At 65.1% G+C, this 18587-nt stretch carries 13 protein-coding genes; 4 read left to right on the forward strand and 9 right to left on the reverse strand.

Annotated features, from left to right (window positions below; all coding sequences use genetic code 11):
- Positions 1-76: 76 nt before the first annotated feature.
- The 5 genes from ACZ2IA_RS16385 to ACZ2IA_RS16405 form a co-directional block, all read right to left on the reverse strand.
- Positions 77-343, reverse strand: coding sequence for a hypothetical protein (locus ACZ2IA_RS16385; protein ID WP_470293665.1), 267 nt, complete (start codon positions 341-343; stop codon positions 77-79).
- Positions 344-534: 191 nt separating this feature from the next.
- Positions 535-717, reverse strand: a complete 183-nt coding sequence (locus ACZ2IA_RS16390; RefSeq protein WP_470293666.1) for a hypothetical protein — start codon at positions 715-717, stop codon at positions 535-537.
- Between the two features lie 388 nt (positions 718-1105).
- Positions 1106-5419 carry a DEAD/DEAH box helicase gene (locus ACZ2IA_RS16395; protein ID WP_470293667.1) on the reverse strand — a complete coding sequence of 1438 codons (4314 nt, stop codon included), beginning with the start codon at positions 5417-5419 and terminating at the stop codon, positions 1106-1108.
- Positions 5420-5800: 381 nt separating this feature from the next.
- On the reverse strand, positions 5801-6088 hold the full coding sequence (locus ACZ2IA_RS16400; protein WP_470293668.1) for a GYD domain-containing protein: 288 nt from the start codon (positions 6086-6088) through the stop codon (positions 5801-5803).
- Between the two features lie 193 nt (positions 6089-6281).
- Entirely contained in the window at positions 6282-6560 is a 279-nt protein-coding gene (locus tag ACZ2IA_RS16405; protein ID WP_470293669.1) for a type II toxin-antitoxin system HicA family toxin, read from the reverse strand.
- 146 nt (positions 6561-6706) lie between these two features.
- Between ACZ2IA_RS16405 and ACZ2IA_RS16410 the strand changes: the two genes are divergently transcribed.
- The 3 genes from ACZ2IA_RS16410 (at position 6707) to ACZ2IA_RS16420 (ending at position 9782) form a co-directional block, all read left to right on the forward strand.
- Positions 6707-8143, forward strand: coding sequence for an IS1182 family transposase (locus tag ACZ2IA_RS16410; protein ID WP_470293670.1), 1437 nt, complete (start codon positions 6707-6709; stop codon positions 8141-8143).
- A gap of 268 nt (positions 8144-8411) precedes the next feature.
- Positions 8412-8648: an integrase core domain-containing protein gene (locus tag ACZ2IA_RS16415; protein WP_470293671.1), complete on the forward strand. Its 237-nt coding sequence runs from the start codon at positions 8412-8414 to the stop codon at positions 8646-8648.
- Positions 8649-8948: 300 nt separating this feature from the next.
- The gene (locus ACZ2IA_RS16420; RefSeq protein WP_470293672.1) at positions 8949-9782 is read left to right on the forward strand and encodes a class II glutamine amidotransferase; all 834 of its coding nucleotides are present in this window, start codon (positions 8949-8951) and stop codon (positions 9780-9782) included.
- Positions 9783-9954: 172 nt separating this feature from the next.
- On the opposite strand, the gene gorA is transcribed toward ACZ2IA_RS16420, so the two are convergent.
- The 4 genes from gorA to ACZ2IA_RS16440 all read right to left on the reverse strand — a co-directional run bounded on the left by gorA (position 9955) and on the right by ACZ2IA_RS16440 (position 18050).
- On the reverse strand, positions 9955-11313 hold the full coding sequence (gene gorA, locus ACZ2IA_RS16425) for a glutathione-disulfide reductase (protein WP_470293673.1): 1359 nt from the start codon (positions 11311-11313) through the stop codon (positions 9955-9957).
- A gap of 32 nt (positions 11314-11345) precedes the next feature.
- Positions 11346-11477: a hypothetical protein gene (locus tag ACZ2IA_RS16430; protein ID WP_470293674.1), complete on the reverse strand. Its 132-nt coding sequence runs from the start codon at positions 11475-11477 to the stop codon at positions 11346-11348.
- 229 nt (positions 11478-11706) lie between these two features.
- Positions 11707-14553 (reverse strand): adenosylcobalamin-dependent ribonucleoside-diphosphate reductase, encoded by a 2847-nt coding sequence (locus ACZ2IA_RS16435; protein WP_470293675.1) that lies wholly within the window; start codon positions 14551-14553, stop codon positions 11707-11709.
- A gap of 161 nt (positions 14554-14714) precedes the next feature.
- Complete coding sequence (locus ACZ2IA_RS16440) at positions 14715-18050, reverse strand: DUF748 domain-containing protein (protein ID WP_470293676.1); 3336 nt, start codon at positions 18048-18050, stop codon at positions 14715-14717.
- Positions 18051-18425: 375 nt separating this feature from the next.
- Between ACZ2IA_RS16440 and ACZ2IA_RS16445 the strand changes: the two genes are divergently transcribed.
- A complete protein-coding gene (locus ACZ2IA_RS16445) occupies positions 18426-18581 on the forward strand; it encodes a hypothetical protein (RefSeq protein ID WP_470293677.1) in 156 nt (51 codons plus the stop codon).
- Positions 18582-18587: the final 6 nt, after the last annotated feature.

The raw sequence follows: 18587 nt of genomic DNA on the forward strand, positions 1-18587 counted from the left end.
TCCAAGAATATAATGAATGAATTAATCTGCCGGCGTTAGCCAGTCTAGGTTGAACGAAGTATTAAGCGCAGTTTGTTTATCCATTTCGCACCCAATTAAATAATGGCTCTACTGTCTTGTGATAAGCAAACGAGAACAAAAAGCCGGGAAGCGCTAAATAGAAGCCAGCTATGATTGTAGGGTAACTAAAATCGGAAAATGTAATGTGCTCTATCACAATACCTATTAATCTAGTTGTTACCCAATACTCCAAACCTGTCTGAGTTACACCGACCAGGAAAATAAAAGTGCCAACACAAAATATGATGGCTGATGCCCTCATGAAAGGTTTATCTAATTTCATGCATGTTTCTCCAAGCCGCTGTAGCGCTGGTAAATCCTAACGCCCAAGTTAAGCCGCCGCTTTGACGCCCGAAGGGCGGCAAAGATGTCAGCTTGAACGCCTTGTTGGGTGGCTGTTGAAACCCCCATTGTTCGACGCGCTTCTAAAAAACTACAGCTGATAAAGGCGATTTGAACACCTCAACTCGACGCTCACTGTCCGGCTTTTTTGTACCGAAAACCGATTAGCGTTACAGAGGCTGTACCCAGGGTGCCGGCATCCTGCGCCTGTATGTAAACGTTGTTTTCCCCACATTCACAAGCTTTGTCTTTGTGTTTTTGCACTGCAGTTGCCACGGTGTGGGAGAAGCTGCCGGAACTGGTACCTGTGATCATGCACAGTTCCTCAATATCTCCATTCGCCTTGGCTGCCTCCAAGGAGCTAAAGACCTTTGCATTGCAATTTTGCAATGGCGCCGCCGAGCTGCTGCCAAGTGGCTGTACCGATGCGCATGCCGAGACCAAAAGAACGCCGCTAAGTAGAGCAACATATCGCATGACTATCCCCCCATTTTTATGGCGTACAAATAGAATTAGAAGTCCTAAAAGACGTATTTTTGCGTTACTGACCCAATGGTCACTGCCAAGCCTTGTGCTGCCTAGCATCCCAGTGCCAAATATTCATCAATCATAAACAATATACATCACCTCCCACCAGAGTCGGGGAGCGGTTGAAAGCCCGCTTCAGGACGTCCTGAGACATCGATCGGGCTGCCCGCAGGCTTCAGGAAAAATCGACCAGCATCGGCGGCACGTGGCGGCGCAGCAGCGCGTTGCGCGCGCTCCATTGCTCCTGCGCTTCCAGCGTCTCGAGAAAGCGCACCTCGCCGGCGGCGAACAAGGCGATCGGCAGGCCGTCGCGGTAGAGCACGCGGTTGCCGGTGAGCGCCGCGAGCTTAGCCCCCGGGGTGAGGATGCCGACCAGGTTCAGCGGGTCGGCGCCGGACAGCGACAGCCATGCGCCCGTGTGCGGTTTGCGCCGGACCTCGCGCAGCAGCCCGACCGCCTCGGGCAGCGCGAACTGTTCGCCGGAAAAGCCGACGACGAAGCGGCCACCGCGGATTTCGCCGCGCGCTTCGAGCCGGCGGTAGACGCGCAGCAGATCGCGCCACGGCGGCAACCAGTCGGCCTCGCGTTCGAGCAGGCGCCAGAACACCACGCCGTAGCGGCGCAGCAGCGTGCGCGCGACGTGCTCGAGCGCTTCCGTCTCGTTGGCCGAAGCGCCGGCGCGGCGCGCCAGCGCCCAGCGCCCGGCGTCTTCCATGCCGAACATCGCGGTGCGGTGGTGTCGTCGGCGGGGGCCGCCGCTGGGCCGTCGTCGGTCGGACGGCACCAAGAGCGCGCGCAGGCCGCCGAAGCTGTCGGAGTTCACTAAGCCCACCGCCACCAGTTCGGCCAGCGCCTCTTCGACCTGGACGCCCAACAGTCGGCTGCCGTCGACCAGTTCGTCGAAGAACGAGGCGCCGTGCTGGCGGATGCAGTCGGCCACCGCTTGCGCGCGTACGCTGAGATGCACCGGCTCTGGCGAGGCCGCGAGCAGCGTCCACAGCTGGGCGTTGCGGCGGGCGAACAGGGTGATCGGCGTGGTGCGAATCGGCCCCGCGCCCTTGCTTGGCTTATCTGGGTTAACGGTGCGCGGCGTCAGGCGCGCCCAGGAGAGGCGCCCGGCCAGGCACAGGTCATCGAGCCAGGACGGCTCGTAGGCGGGGATGCGCAAGGGCAGGATCTCGGTCTCCCAGGCGCCGGCCGGCGCCTCGTAGCCTTCGAGCTGGGCGGCCACCGCCGCCACCGCGTCCGGCCCCTCCATGCGTGCATCGGGCGCGGCGTGTTGCCAGTCGAACAGGAAGCGCAGGAAATCGCGCGCCGCCACCGGCTCGATCTGTTCGCGCAGCTGCTTGACCGTGTAGCGATGGATGCGCGCCAAGAGGCGCCGTTCGCACCATTCGTCCTCTGGAGCGTCGTCGCTGAAGCGGCCGCGCAGCGCGAAGCCTTCGTTCTCGAGCGCAGCGAGCGCGAACTCTATTTCGCCCGCTTCAGCGCCGAGCGCCGTGGCACACGCTTGCAAGGTGACCGGGCCGAGGCCTTCGAGCCGGCCGCGTACGATCTCGACCAGGGCGGCTTCGCTCGACCAGTCCCGCGTCGCCTCGTTTTCCGGCGCGGCGATCATGGGTACCGGCTTGAGCTGCGGCCACAGCGCCCGGAACTGGCTCAGCCGCTCGACGGCGATCCACAGCATCGCGCCCCGGTTTTGCACCCGCGCCACCCGCCGTTGCTTGGCGAGCGCCGAGAGCCACTCGCCCCAGTTCGGCTGCGCCGCGACTTCCGCCTCGGTCACAAAGCTCAGCCAGACCAGCGCGTCGTGCAGCTCGTCGGCGTTGGCCGCGTCCGGCCAGGCTTCCTCGCGGACCCGCGCGATCGCGGCGGGATCGAGCCGCCCGAGGTCGGCGGCGGTTTCCGGGTCCAGCCAGCGCCGGCTCATCACCGCCTGGGTGCGGCGCTCCTCCAGCGGCGCGTCGTCGAGGAAGGCGTAGGGCTTGGCGGTCAACACCTCAAGCGCCAGCGGCGACGGCTCGGTCAGGTCGCGCGTCACGACGCGGATAGCGCCCGATTCCAGGCCGGCCAGCAGCCGCTCGAAACCGGCCATGTCCATCGCGTCGGTCAGGCAATCGGTGAGGGTCTGCTGAACCAGCGGGTGGTCCGGGATCTCGCGCTCGCCGACCAGGTTCTCGGCGCAGGCGAGCTGGTCCGGAAAGATCGCCGCGATCAGATCCTCCGCGTCCATCCGCATCAGCTGCGGCGGCACCTTCTTGCCGCTGCGAAAACGCGGCAGCGCGAGCGCGACCGACGCGACCCAGCGCCAGCGCGTGATGAACATCGGCGCGTCGAGCAGCGCCTGGATCAACACCAGCCGCGCGTTGGCCGAATGGAGATAGTTCTGCACCTCGGTGAGATCAAAGCTGTGCGCTGTGGTCAGCGACAGCACGATGTTGTCCTCGGTCGCGGCGGCCTGCAGCTCGAAGTTGAACTTGCGACAGAAGCGCTTGCGCAAGCTGAGCCCCCACGCGCGGTTGATGCGGCTGCCGTACGGCGAATGGATCACCAATTGCATGCCGCCGATCGCATCGAAGAAGCGTTCAAATATCAGGATATCCAGCGTCGGCAGGCCGCCGAGCGCCGCATGCGCCGCCGCCAGGTAGTCGACCAATTGGCGCGCGGCCGGCTCGGCGACGCCGATCTCGTCGGCCAACCAGCGCAACGCGCCCTCCCCGGCCGGATCTTGCTCGAGCCGCGCGGCGATCTCGGCGCGCAGCCGCGCGACCGATAGCGACAGCTCGTCGCTGCGGCCGGGTGCCTCGCCGAACCAGAACGGAATCGAGGGCGGCAGGCCGTGTGCGTCTTCGACCCGCACCGTGCCGCGCTCGATGCGCAGGATGCGGTACGAGTTGTTGCCGAGCTGGAAGATGTCGCCGGCGGTGCTCTCGACCGCGAAGTCCTCGTTCACGGTGCCGATGAACTGGTTCTCCGGCTCCAGCACCACCTGGTAGTCGGCGTTGTCCGGGATGGTGCCGCCGCTGGTGAGCGCGGTCAGCCTGGCGCCGCGCCGGCCGTGCAGCAGCTTGTTGATTGTGTCGTGGTGGATCAGCGCACCGTGGCGGCCACGCCGGGTGCTGTAGCCTTCGGCCAACATCGCGAGCACGGCGGCGAAATCGTCGCGCGCCAGCGCGCGGTATGGCCACGCGCGGCGCAGGCGTTGATACAGCTCGTCCTCGCCCCAGTCGCGCGCGGTGACCTCGGCGACGATCTGCTGCGCCAGCACGTCGAGCGGCTGAGGCGGGATGGTTAGTCTATCCAGCTCGCCGCGGTGCACGCTGTCGAGCAGCGCCGTACATTCCACTAAATCATCGCGCGACAGCGGAAACAGCCTGCCCTTCGGCGTGCCGCTGACCGCATGGCCGGAGCGGCCTACTCTTTGTAAAAAGGCCGCGATCGAGCGCGGCGAGCCGAGCTGGCACACCAGATCGACGTCGCCGATGTCGATGCCGAGCTCGAGCGAGGCGGTCGCGACCAGCGCGCGCAGTTCGCCGCGCTTGAGCCGCTGTTCGGCATTGAGCCGCGCCTCCTTCGCGAGGCTGCCGTGGTGCGCGGCCACCTCGGTCTCGCCGAGGCGGTCGGACAGGTGGCGCGTCACCCGTTCGGCCAACCTACGCGTATTGACGAAGATCAGCGTGGTGCGATGAAGCAGGATCAGCTCGGCGAGCCGCCCATAGCTCTGTTCCCACACCTCGTTCGACATCACCGCCTCGAGCGGCGAGGCCGGCACCTCGAGCGCGAGGTCGCGCTCGCGCACATGGCCGGTGTCGATGACGGTGCAGTCGGCGTCCGGGCCGACCAGGAAGCGCGCCACCTCGGCGATCGGCTTCTGCGTCGCCGACAGGCCGACCCGCACCAGCCGGTCGCCGGTCAGCGCCGCCAGCCGTTCGAGCGACAGCGCAAGGTGCGAGCCGCGCTTGTTCGGCGCCAGCGCATGGATCTCGTCGACAATCACGGTGCGGGTGGTCGCCAGCATCTTGCGGCCGGATTCGGAGCCGAGCAGCACATAGAGCGACTCCGGCGTGGTGACCACGATGTGCGGCGGGCGGCGGCGCATGCGCTCGCGTTCCGCCTGCGGCGTGTCGCCGGTGCGCACCAGCGTGCGGATGTCCACATCGGGCAGCCCCAGTGCCTTCAACTCGTCGCGGATGCCGGCGAGCGGCGCCTCCAGGTTGCGCTGGATGTCGTTGGACAGCGCCTTGAGCGGCGAGACGTAGACGATCTGGGTTTCATCCGGCAGCCCGCCGCTCAGCCCCTCCCGCACCAGCATATCGATCGCCGCGAGGAAGGCCGCCAGCGTCTTGCCGGAACCGGTCGGCGCGGCGATCAGCACATGCCGGCCGGACTGGATTTGCGGCCAGGCCTGGGCCTGCGCTGCGGTGGGGGTGGCGAAGGTATCGACGAACCACTGCGCCACCGCCGGATGGAAGAAGGGAACCGGATTCACTAGTCAAATCGATGCACGGGGATGATGCATTCACAATAGTGCAGCCGGTTGAGGGATTAGCGCCCAAGGCGCCCCGGCATTCGGCCGATCCGAGACAGTTGGCGACGCGCGGTATCGTACCGAGTGGCGGATTTCGATTGGAAAGGCGGGTGGGTTTGGCTCGGGAATCACCGGCGATTTTGATCGGAATACGCCGGCGGCAAGGGTCGGACGCCGGGTTTCACCCGGCGTCGCCTCAGGATACGGGGTAGGGGTCCGGCCCTGCCGTGGAAGGCGATCACGGTTGGTGCTCCGGCGTACTTCTTGCGCTCCAAGCGGGGGCACGACATGCCCCCTCCCTCAAGCGCCGCTACCGTGTTGTGGAAGACGGATCACTGCCTACTACAAGGTAGCCAGAAACTCCTTCCATGGTGTGCCTGGCAGGGTTTCGGTCGTCGAATGCCCGTAAGCGCGGATGAGCATGGCCGCTTTCTCGACCTGCTTGACGTCACCCGCCTCCACGATATCGACCACATCGAACCGCCCGAGCGTGGCGTAACTTTCCTTCCAAGTGACCTCGGGGCATTCGCTCCTGATCTTTTCCGCCACGGTGGCGGCCAGTTGTTTGAAGTCGTTTGGATCTCGGAATGCGTCGGGGGAAAAACGGCTGAGAATCACGTACGTTGCCATGGAACACCTCCATTCGGCTAAGGAACGTGGGAACGTGCATCGTCGGGACCGAGCGCACGGAAGGGGCGAATCTGCTGGCGAAGGGCGATGCCTTCCCACCTCACATTTTATTGTAACCGTTGCGGGAATGATGCACCGCACACCCCTTTCAGCCGCCAACCTCGCCGAGCCTTGCTTGCAAGCAGACGAGTCCTCATCCGTTCTTCTCGTCGTAGCTCGACGGGGTCACTCCAGCGACGGCGAGACACTCTCGGAGGTGCTTGATTTCCTGTTTGGTGCACACGTTACTGTGGTGCGGATGGTGTACATAGAACTCGCGTTGATTCAACACGACACGGAAACGGGCGCCCTGGGTCGGTTCGACCGTTGCGCCGAGGTGATGCAGCAACGATTCGACCTCGCGCCAGTGGATGTTGCTGCTCAATGGGTCCTGGAAAATCGTGTACAGGAGACTCTGGTGTTTGTGGCTCATGGCTCGGTTTCTTATCGACGGTCGCAATATTTATAGGATAACCCTCGCTGCGGGTGTCCATCCGTCAATGGCCGCTTACGCCCCAGGCTGTGTGGAAACGCGATCGCTGACTACACTGATGCCATCGGGGTAAGCAGGGCCACGGCATGAAACGCTTTATCGAAGGCGAAGATCGAACGCAGATCACCTTGCTACCTGAGTGCTTGGATGACTACGTTGCCGAAGATAATCCGGTTCGTGTCGTCGAGGTCTTCGTCGAAGGGCTCGAGCTGGGCCCCCTTGGCTTCACAGGGGTTGCGCCTGCGGCGACGGGGCGACCGTCGTATCACCCGTCGGTGCTGCTAAAGATTTACCTCTATGGCTACCTCAACCGCCTCCAGTCCAGCCGGCGGCTGGAACGCGAGAGCCAGCGCAACGTCGAACTGATGTGGCTCACCGGCCGCCTGACGCCGGACTTCAAGACCATTGCCGACTTCCGCCGTGACAACGGCCCGGCAATCCGCAACGTGTGTCGTCAGTTCGTGGTCCTGTGTCGCCAGCTCGATCTGTTCTCGCAGGCCATCGTGGCCATCGACGGCAGCAAGTTCAAGGCGGTGAACAACCGCGACCGCAACTTCACCAGCGGCAAGCTCCGGGCGCGCATGGAGCAAATCGAGCAAAGCATCGACCGCTATCTGGCGGCGATGGACACCGCCGATCGTACCCAGCCTGAGGTGGCTGAAGCCAAGACAGTTCGGCTCAAGGACAAGATCGAAATCCTGAAGCAGCAGATGCAAGCGCTCAAGGAGATGGAGACGCGGCTGCGTGACGCGCCGGATGGCCAAGTCTCCCTGACCGATCCGGATGCACGTTCCATGGCCACCAGTGGCCGTGGCACCGGCCTCGTTGGTTACAACGTGCAGACTGCAGTCGACCACAAGCACCATCTGATCGTCGCGCACGAGGTAACCAATGTTGGCAATGATCGTAGTCAGCTATTCACGATGGCGCAGCAAGCGCGCGATGCCACAGGGATCGAAGAGCTTACCGTCGTTGCGGACCGTGGTTACTTCAAGGGCGAAGAGATCCTGGCCTGTGAGCAGGCCGGCATTACCGCCTACGTGCCCAAGCCACTGACCTCAGGCAGCAAGGCTGAGGGACGTTTCGGCAAGCAGGACTTCATCTACCTGGCCAACGTTGACGAGTTCCGCTGCCCGGCAGGACAGCGGCTGATCAAGCACTACTCAACCATTGAGCATGGCATGCTGCTGCACGGCTACTGGTGCTCGGTCTGCCAGACCTGTCCTATGAAGGAGCAATGCACCACCGGCACCGAACGGCGTGTCAAACGCTGGGAGCACGAGGCTGTGCTTGATCAGATGCAGCGGCGACTGGATCGTGAACCTGACAAGATGCGCCTACGACGGCAGACGGTTGAGCACCCGTTCGGCACGATCAAGTCCTGGATGGGGTCGACGCACTTCTTGACGAAGACGCTCGCGCGGGTGAGTACGGAGATGAGCCTTCACGTGCTTGCCTACAACCTCAAGCGATTGATTGCGCTGCTGGGTGTTGCAGGAGCGGTAGAAGCGATGATGGCCTGAGGGGGTACCCTCTTGCGCGCCCCAATGCTCGAATCACGCCGCTTGGAGCATCTGGATCAATGGCTAAGTTGGACGCCTTCTGGATCGGGTAAGCAGCCTCAACAGCAATGTTGGCTACTTCACCTCAACGATGTGCAACTGAGCACAGCGCCCAAATGGTTTCCACACAGCCCGGCCCCTTTTCAGCCACGAGAAAATGGCCAACGGCTGACCGTGGTGGATCGGTTCAGCGGGAGTCACCGGCCATCGTCTGGGCGCGGAGCATGCCGTGTCGACGCTGAATCAGCATGGCTCGTTCCGGGATGAATGCCTGAACCTGCACGGGTCCGCCTCATTGGCCGAGGCCAGGCAACTCATCGAGGCGTGGCGGCAGGACTACAATGAGAGTCGACCTCACAGGGCCTTGGGCAATCAGGCAGCGGCCGCCTATGCCCGCCAGTCGGCCCTTCGGAGGGCATCCGATTGGGCCGGCTTACGCCGAAGACTAACGCTGAACCCTGTCTAGAAAATCAAAGCAGATCACGGTGGCGGTTACCACACCGACTCGCCGGTCGCGCTGGCACCAGCGCTGCGCGCAGCAAGGGTTCGTGGAGAGCAGTTCGCTGGCGGTCGACGTGCTCGGGATTGCAGATCCATCAGATCCATCCCGATGCGGCGTGTGTTTCAAGCGGTGAGTGCGCATGCGGGCAGCGGGATCAAGGCCGCGCATCGCGGTGTGTCGCGATACGCGGGTCGCACTGACGCCCGCAGAGCATGGCATCCGCTTTGTCACGCCGGCGAAAGCGCGCATATCAGGAGGCGGATCATGTGTCGTTGGCTTGCTTACACGGGAAATCCCATTCAACTCGAAGCGGTCCTGTTCCGGGCCGAACACTCGCTGATCGATCAGAGTCTGCATTCGCGAATGGGACACACGACAACCAACGGCGACGGTTTCGGCATAGGTTGGTATGGGGCGTCGACGGATATCCCGTTTCGGTTTCGCAGCGTGCAACCCGCCTGGAGCGACAGAAACCTGCGCGAAGCGGCCCGAGCCGTCAAAGCGCCGCTGTTTCTGGCCCATATTCGTGCGGCGACAGACACGCCGGCACAGGAAACGAATTGCCATCCGTTTCGCTACGGACGCTGGCTGTTCGTTCATAACGGCCTGGTGCGGGACTATCACACCATCAGACGCGACTTGATGATCGCCGTCGACCCGGAGCTGTTTTCTTCGATCGAAGGTTCCACTGACTCGGAAGTGATGTTTTTTCTCGCGCTGACGTTCGGACTCGAACACGAGCCGGTGAAAGCGCTGGAACGGATGGCGGCCGTTGTCGAGGAGACCGGCCGGCGTCGCAACGTCGCGCAGCCCCTGAACATGACCGTCTGTGCGACAGACGGCGAGCAGATCGTCGCCGTGCGTTATTCCAGCGAGACGCAGTCGCGGTCGCTGTTTCACAGCACCTCTTTCCGTCACTTGCGCGAACTTTACCCCGACGACGCCCGCATCGAGGCGGTCGGAGATGATGCCTATCTGGTGCTGTCCGAACCGCTAGTGGACCTCCCCGGCGTATGGGAGGAAGTGCCGGAGCGAACAGCCATTGTCACCAGAGGCGCCGTTATTGAACGATACCCGTTTAATCCGACCTTGCCTTGACCGCTGTCATCGACAGGCGACACTTGGCGGAGCAGAGCCAACGCATCGTTAGCGCTCATGCCCACCGTGCCCCTGAACGCGTCGGCACCAACCCTCGTGCTGCGGTTCGGAATCGACCTGAAGCCGGCGGGGAGTCCGGGTTCGGTGGTCAGCTTGCCGACTGGGCCGAGATTCACCTGTCGACGGGTGCCCTCAAAGTGACGAACTCTTCCGCCGCGGTGGGATGGATACCGAGGGTGTCGTCGAACACCGCCTTGGTGGCGCCCGCTTTCAAGGCCACGGCGATGCCCTGCAGGATCTCCCCCGCATCGGGGCCGACCATGTGACAGCCGAGCACCTTGTCGGTGTCGGCGTCCACCACCAATTTGATCAGGGTCTTCTCCTGGGATTCGGTCAGGGCCAGCTTCATCGGGCGGAAGCGGCTTTCAAACACCTTGACCCTGTGCCCGGCGCTGAGCGCTCCCTCCTCGGAGAGGCCGACCGTGCCGATGTTCGGCAGGCTGAACACGGCGGTGGGAATCAGCGCGTAATCCAGCGGACGGTATTCTTCCGGGCGGAACAGCCGGCGAGCCACCGCCATGCCTTCGGCCAGCGCCACCGGGGTGAGCTGCACCCGGCCGATCACATCGCCGAGGGCGAGGATCGACGGCTCGGTAGTGCGGTATTCGTCATCCACCTTGATGAAGCCGTGCTCATCCAGTTCGACGGCGGTGTTCTCCAGGCCCAGCTTGTCCAGCATGGGCCGGCGCCCGGTGGCGTAGAACACACAGTCGGCTTCCAACACGCGGCCATCCTTCAGCGTGGCCGCCAGGCTGCCGTCAGCCTGCTTGTCGAGGCGGGCGATGTCGGCGTTGAACTGCAAGTCCAGGCCCTTCTTCAGCAGCTCCTCACGCAGATGTTCTCGCACGCTACGGTCGAAGCCGCGCAGGAACAGCTCCCGACGGTACAGCTGGGTCGTCTGCGCGCCCAGTCCATGGAAGATCGAGGCGAATTCGACGGCGATGTAGCCGCCGCCGACCACCAGCACGCGGCGGGGCAGCTCCTTGAGGAAAAACGCCTCGTTGGAGGTGATCGCCAGTTCCTTGCCCGGGATGTCCGGCACCTGCGGCCAGCTGCCGGTGGCCAGCAGGATGTGCGCGGCGCGAAAACGCTGCCCGTCGACCTCCACGGTATGCGCATCGCAGAGCCTGGCGTGTCCTTCCAGCAGGGTCACGCCGCTATTCACCAGCAGGTTGCGGTAGATGCCGTTGAGGCGATGAATTTCCCAGTTCTTGTTGGCGATCAGGGTGGGCCAGTCAAACTTCGGCTGACCGGCCGCCCAGCCGAAACCGGAGGCCTGCTCGAAGTCGTCGTTGAAATGCGCCCCGTAGACCAGCAGCTTCTTGGGCACGCAGCCGACATTGACGCAGGTGCCCCCCAGATAGCGGCTCTCGGCCACCGCCACGCGGGCACCGAAACCGGCGGCGAAACGCGCGGCACGCACGCCGCCGGACCCCGCGCCGATCACGAATAAGTCGAAATCGAAAGACATCGTTGCCCTCCAGGGCCATGGCTAGGCACCGATTACAGCCCGGTGAATACGTCAATATAGTCGCGGCGCTCTGCCATGACGTTGTGCATCCCGGAACTGACAAGGCTGTCGCTTTCAGGGGTTACGCGACCGAACGGGCGGCTGTTTTTGGCCTGAGCAGACATGTCTATCCACTCCGTGAAGACCCGCGAGTTCTCTCTAGTGAAAAAGGGTGGGGAATGGGAGTCCGTCAGATCAGCACGCAGAAGCCCCGAGATCCTGCGATCTCGGGGCTTTTGCTTGCCTTCGCACCGTTGCTCCATGGTGATCGTCCGGCTTTTACCGTCCTTCAGGCCCGCATTAGGGGGCCGAATCCGGCGTTATGCCGTCCCCCTGCCCGGCTTTCGGCCAACCTCACCCGCACGCCCCCACGTGGCCGCAGGCGGTGCAGAACTCGCAGCCGTCCTTCTTGATCAGCGCGTGGTGGCCGCATTCCGGGCACGGCTTGCCGGCGACCGGCTTGACCGCGCTGACGCTGGCCGCCTCGAACAGGTCGCCCTGCTCCGGCACCATCACGCCCATTTCCTCGACCGGGAAGCCCTCCTCGGTGAGGAGGCCGAGCATCGCGTAGCGGTGGATCACCAGCCGCGCCATATAGGCGACGGTGGACGGCCAGCTCATCGACTTGTCGCTGCCCGGCACCCGGGCGAAGAAGTCGCCCTGCGGCTCGGCGTAGGTCAAGAGCTTGCGCAGCTTCATGCCGATCCACGCCGGGTCGATCACGCGCATGTCGAGGCTGAGCATCTTGCACAGGCCGTCGAGTTCGCGCGGGTAGCTGCCGGCCATCCAGATCGAGTACGGGCGGCGCTGGCCGTTCGGCAACACCAGCTCCTTCACGAACAGCACGAAGTCGTCGCCGGTCTGCGGGTTGGACACGTCGGCCGACCAGCTCATCGTGCCGTCGGTGCCGGACTTCGGTTCCTTGCGCGCGAACAGCGCGTCCATCACCGGCGACGGGTCGTCGCCGTTGGCCGAAAGGGCCCCCAGCTGCTCGACCCGGTAGCGCACCACCTGGCCGAGCGCGGCGGCGGCGCTGCTGGCGAACAGCGTGGTCGCGCCGATCTCCATACGGTAGTGCTTGTCGCCGACGGTGCGCGACAGCGCGTCGAGCTTGGCGGCGAGCCAGGCGCGGTCGCGGCAGCGCATGTCCATCGACAGCGTCTTGGCGATCGCGCCGAGGCCGCGGGTCGCTTCGCTGCCGTTCACCCAGCACTCGAACGGGTGGGTGCGGCCGTTTTCGACGTGGCCGACCACCACCGCGAAGTCGCCGCTCTCGTGCTCGACCATATACGTCCACGACGGGTTGCCATCCTTCAGCTTCGGCCGGTGCGGCCACTTCAGGCTGGCCAGTGCCGGGCTCGGCGCGGTGTTCAGCGTGATGCGCCTATCCGGGTCGGCCTGGCTCGCCGCCAGGTCCTGCGGCGCGACGACGGCCGGCTCGACCGACAGCACCGAGCCGAGCACCGTGTTCGGCCGGTAGGTGGTGATGCCCTTCAGCCCGGCCTTCCACGCCTCCAGGTACAGGCTCTCGAAGTCCTCGAACGGGTAGTCGGCCGGTACGTTGACCGTCTTGGAGATCGCGGTGTCGACGTACGGCGCGACTGCGGCGACCATCTGCATGTGGTCGAGCGCGCTCATCTCCAGCGCCGACACGAAGTAGTCCGGCAGATCGTCGACGTCGCCGCCCTGCAGGCGGTACAGCCGGTAGGCGTGATCCTCGACGCGGTATTCCTGCTGCGAGCCGTCGGCCATCCGCTTCTTGCGGGTGTAGAACCACGAGAACGGCGGCTCGATGCCGTTGCTGGCGTTGTCGGCGAACGCGAGCGAAATCGTGCCGGTCGGCGCGATCGACAACAGATGCGAGTTGCGGATGCCATGCTGGCGGATCCGCGCCTTGATCGCTTCGGGCAGGCGGCTGGCGCAGTGCGGTTCGGCCAGGTACTTATCTGCGTCGAACAGCGGGAACGCGCCCTTCTCGATCGCGAGATCGACCGACGCGTCGTACGACGAGTCGCGCATCGCCTCGGACACCTTGGCGGCGAAGCGGCGGCCGGCCTCGCTGTCGTAGCGGGTCTTGAGCATGATCAGCACGTCGCCGAGGCCGGTGAAGCCTAGGCCGACGCGGCGCTTGTTCATCGCCTCGTTCTCCTGCTCCTTCAGCGGCCAGACGGTCAGGTCGAGCACGTTGTCGAGCATGCGGATCGACGCGCGCACCACCTTGTCGAAGGCCTTGAAGTCGAAGCTCGCCTTGTCGGTGAACGGCTGGCGGATGAAGCGGGTCAGGTTGACCGAACCGAGGTCGCAGCAGCCGTAGTCGGGCAGCGGCTGCTCGCCGCACGGGTTGGTCGACTCGATCGCCTCGCAGTACGACAGGTTGTTGTCGCGGTTGATCTTGGAGACGAACAGCACGCCCGGCTCGGCGTGGTCATAGGTCGACGCCATGATCTGCTGCCACAGCGCGCGGGCGCGCACGGTGCGGTACACCCACAGGCCGTCGTCACGTTGGAAGCTGCCGGCGAACGCCTCGGTCGCCGGCTCGACATGGTGGGTCAGCGGCCAGTCGGCGTCGTCGACCACCGCCTGCATGAATTCATCGGACACGCCGACCGAGATGTTGAAGTTCTGCAGGTCGCCCTGGTCCTTGGCGTGGATGAAGTCCTCCACGTCCGGGTGGCTGACGTTGAGCACGCCCATCTGCGCGCCGCGACGCGCGCCGGCCGACTCGACCGTCTCGCAGCTGCGGTCGAACACGCGCATATACGACACCGGGCCGGACGCGCGGCTGTCGGTGCCCTTGACCCGCGCGCCCTTCGGGCGGATGCGGCTGAAGTTGTAGCCGACGCCGCCGCCGCGGCGCATCGTCTCGGCCGCCTGCAGCAGCGCCTCGTAGATGCCGACCTTGCCGCCTTCGGGCTCGCTGACCGAGTCGCCGACCGGCTGCACGAAGCAGTTGATCAGGGTGGCGCGCAGCTCGGTGCCGGCCGCCGAGTTGATCCGGCCGCCGGGGATGAAGCCGTTTTCCAACGCGTCGTAAAACAGGGGCTCGAAGCGAGCCGGGTCGGCCTCCAGCGCGGCGAGCGCGCGCGCGACGCGCTGTCGCACTTCCGACACGGTCTGTTCGCCGCCCTTGGCGTATTTCTCCAGCAGCACCTCCCGCGAGATGTCCTGCTCGGTCATTGCCGCCATGTTTTCCTGTTTCACGCACGCCTCCTTGTCTGGTCAAAAGACGGTGAGAATCCCCGGCCGCCGGCCCTTTCCGGGGCTTGGCCGGCCTGACGATCGATTGGATATCCCCAACAATATGTCCGCATCAAAAGCCGGTCGCTACACTATATATTGGCTTTTCTCACTGTTGATGTCCATCAATGTGCGGCCGCCGCCGGGGCGCTGGCGGCAGCCGTCGTCGGTACCGCGACGGGGGTCATCTTCAGGCCCAGCGGCACGCCATCCTGGCCGGCCTTGTCGGCGTGCGGCGCGCCCAGCGTCAGTCGTGGCGCCAGCGTCTTGTTGGCCTGAATCAAGGCCGCCTGTGCCGCCTTGGCGCGCGCATCGGCCAGCGCCTTCAGCGACGCGTCGTCGATCTTCTCGGCGTCGATCATTTCCTTGTGCAGCGCGCGGTAGCGCGCCGCGCCGCCCTCGCCGCCGACCATCCTGAGCGCAAGCTTGGCGTAGCCGATACGTTGGCCGAACACGCTGCGCACCGCCGACTGGATGTCCGGGTCTTCCATGTCAGGGATCGGCAGCGGGTCGTCCGGCGCGATCTTGCGGCCGGCCTTGGCGAAGATCGCCTTGTCGATGCGCGCGCGCGCCAGTGCCTTGTGCTCGGAGTCCGGGTCGTAGGTGCCGGCGATCTCGATCGCGGCTCTCGGCCGCTTGGCGAGCACCTGGGCGATCTTGTCGAGCTTCTCGCGCTCCGGCGGCTGCACCGTCGCCTCGCCAGGCACGAAGTACACTGCGTCGAAGCCCTCGCTGCCGAACAAGGCGCCGAGCGCGCGGAACGGCGCGGTGACGACCTTCTTGATCACATTGGTGAACGCCTGCCAGATCAGGTGGCCGTAGCTGAACTGAGGATCGTCGAGGTTGCCCTTCACCGGCAGGTTCAGGTCGATGCGGCCGTCGCTGTCCTCGAGCAACGCCACCGCCAGCTTCAACGGCAGGCGGGTGCCCTGATAGTTGGGCACCTCGTCGCCGAGCACGATGGTGTTGATCACCACCTGGTTCTGGCCGTCCAGCTGACGGTTGACCAGCTTGTAGCGCAGGTCGACCGACAGCCGACCGTCCTTCACCTGCCAGCCGGCGAAGGTGGTGGTGTACGGGTTAAGGCCGCCCATCTGGATATTGCGGAAGCGCATGCTGATGTCGGTGTCGTCGGTGACCGCCAGCGGCGCCAGCACGCCGCGCACGCGCAGGTCGCCGTACTTGTCGACGTCGCCGTCGAGCGTGACGGTGCCGCGCCGGCCCGGCCGAGTCGACAGCCCCTGCACCGTGCCCTTCAGGTTGTGCACGCGGGTGCCGAACTGCGGCTGCATCGACAGGTCGGCGAAGTCCAACTCACCGTTCTTCACCGTCACCGAGCGCACGTCGACCACCGGGGTCGGGCCGGCCGGGGCCGCCTTGCTCACCGGAGGTCCCGGCTTGCTGAACAAGGTCACCACGTTGAGCTGACGCTGCGGGTTGAGGATCAGCCGCGCGTGCGGCTCGATCAGGCGCAGCTCGCGGATGTTCGCATTGATGGTCTTGCCGGCGTTGACGGTCAGCCCCAGCGCAGCCATCTCGCGCCAGGCGATCAGCGGCTCGCTGCGGCCCGGCTCGAACACCACCAGCCGGTTGATCCGCGCATCGCCGGTGGCGCTGATCCCGCTCTTGCCCTGGCTCACGTCGAGGTTGGCCGAAGCGGTGCCGCTCGTCAGCCGCAACGGTGTACCGCTGACGAGATACGGTGCCAGCGGCACCAGCGGTAGCGCGTTGGCGCGGATCACGTAGCGGTCGTCGCCGTTCTCCGGCAGGGTCACGTCGACGCCGAGCTGGCCGCTCCCCAACTTGCCGGCGAGCCGGCCGGCCACCCCGCCGTTGTCCTGCGCGGTCAGCTCGCCGCCGAGGTCCTGCAGCGTCAGCGTCACCGGCCGCGCCAGGCTGGCGTCGCGCCAACTCACCTGGCTGTCGCTGAGCGTCAGCGGCGGCGGGCTGACCTTCCAGCCCGGTTCGGCCGACTTGGTCGGCGCCGGCTTGGCCGCGCCGCCGACCGGGCTCAGGGCCTGCAGCCAGTTGATCTTGCCGGCACGGTCGCGCTCGACCGACGTCTGCACGCCATTCACCGACACCTTGCCGAGCTTCACCGCGTGCTTGCCCGACTGCACCTCGCTCGACGCCAGTTCGACGCGGCGCACGGTGGCGAGCGGCGCGCCGTTGCCGGACGACAACGCCACGTTCGACAGTGCCACCGTCAGGCCGCCCAGCTGCCAGCCGCTGTCCGGCGCCATCGCGAAGCCGGCCTCGACCTTGTCGATGGTGTACTTCGCCGTCAGCGGGGTGGCGAAGCCCTCGTCGATGACTTCGCCGCTCAGCCCAGTCAGCTGCAGCGACTTCACCTTCACCCGCCACGGCGACGGCGGCGACGGCTTGGTGTTCTCCTGCTTCGGCAACGCCGCCAGCCAGTCGATCAGCCCACCCTGGGTGCGGCGCGCGTTCAGCCGCGCATTGGCCAGATGCACCTGGTCGATGTCGACGGTCTCTTTCGCCAAATCGAAGCGCCCGCCGTTCACCGCCAGCTCTGCCAGGGTCAGCGGCTCGCGGGTCTGCAGGGCGGACAGCTCGAGCTGCTTAAGCTTCGCGGCGAACGGCGCGATCTTCAGCTCGGGTGTGGAGCCGACGAGCGAGAAGTCGTAGCTGGCGGTCGCCGACACCCGCCCCTTCGGCGGCGCCGACAGCGTGAGGAACGGCTTGGCGAACGGCCACACCGTGCCCATCTGCAGGCCGTCGAGCGACAGCTTGCCCTTGGAGGTCAACGGCTGCAGGCGCAACTCACCCCGCCAGTTGAGCTTGGCACCGTCCATCAGCTCGGCGGCGAGCTGGTAGTCGCCGTTGTCCGGCAACGTCGTCAGATTGGTCAGCTTGAAGTCGACCGGGCGCAGCGTGTTCACCACGCCCGGCGCGGCCAGCTCGTCGCGGTAGCTGACCTCGCCCTTCTGGATGTCGATCAGGTCGACGATGACCTTCGGCAGCTCCTTGTTGGCCTCCTTGGGCTCGGGCTTCTTGGGGCCACTCGCGTCGTGGATGAAGCGCGTCCAGTTCCACACCCCGGCCTTGTCGCGCACCACCGCCACCTTCGGCTCGACCAGGCGGAATTCGGCGGCGTGCCAGCGGCCGAGCAGCAGCGAGCGCGGCGTGGCATTGAGCAGCACCTCGCGCGCGGCGAACAGCGGCTGGCCGTTGCCTTCGGCCAACTTCACGTCGGACAGCCTCGCGGTCATCGTCAGCGGGTTGATGTCGAGCTGGCCGATGGAGAGCTCGCGGCCGATGCCGTGCGCCCAGTCGTGCGCCGCCTCGCGTACCTTGCCCGGCACGACCCAGGCGAGCACGCCGGCCGCTGCTACCAGCAGCACGAGCACGGCCAGTACCAGACGACGCAGCCAGCGCCAGCGGTGCGGTTTGGCCGGCGTCGCGGCCGGTTCGGCCGCAGGGGTTTCGTTGGATTTCATGTAATGGGATCCCGCTTGGGTCTTTTTCTCAAAGGAGCCGCCAAGGAAACGGGGCCGGCGGTGCGGCGCCGTTTCCTTGGAAACCGTAAAAAATAATTTACGTGTGTCGTCGATACAACGGCGCCATCGCCTGCCGCGAAAATCGGCGAACTGCGGCGTTTTCCTGTACCCAGCCTAGATCGACACCAGCTGAGCCGCGAGAACTTCTAGCCCGGCGGCGCAAGGTTCCGGCCCGATTGGCGACGTCCCGGCCCGAATTGGCCGAAGCGGCACACAAAGCGTTGCCCAAGCCCGCCCCACCTGTCTAGGATAGCGTCACGCCTGTTCAACTTTTTACGTCAGGCACTACCTCACGACCCAAGCGAAGGACACACCATGCTGCACGTACCCTGGATCGGCGCCCGCCGCCTGCCCCGCTTTATCACCGCCGACCGACTCGACAGCCACCGCGCCTTCCTGACGCTGGCCAACCGCGTCGACGGCCTGCTCAATCACGCCAGGCGCGACACCAGCGCCGGCGCCCATCCGTAACGACAG

It is taken from the genome of Crenobacter sp. CS_VA4 (assembly GCF_055597485.1).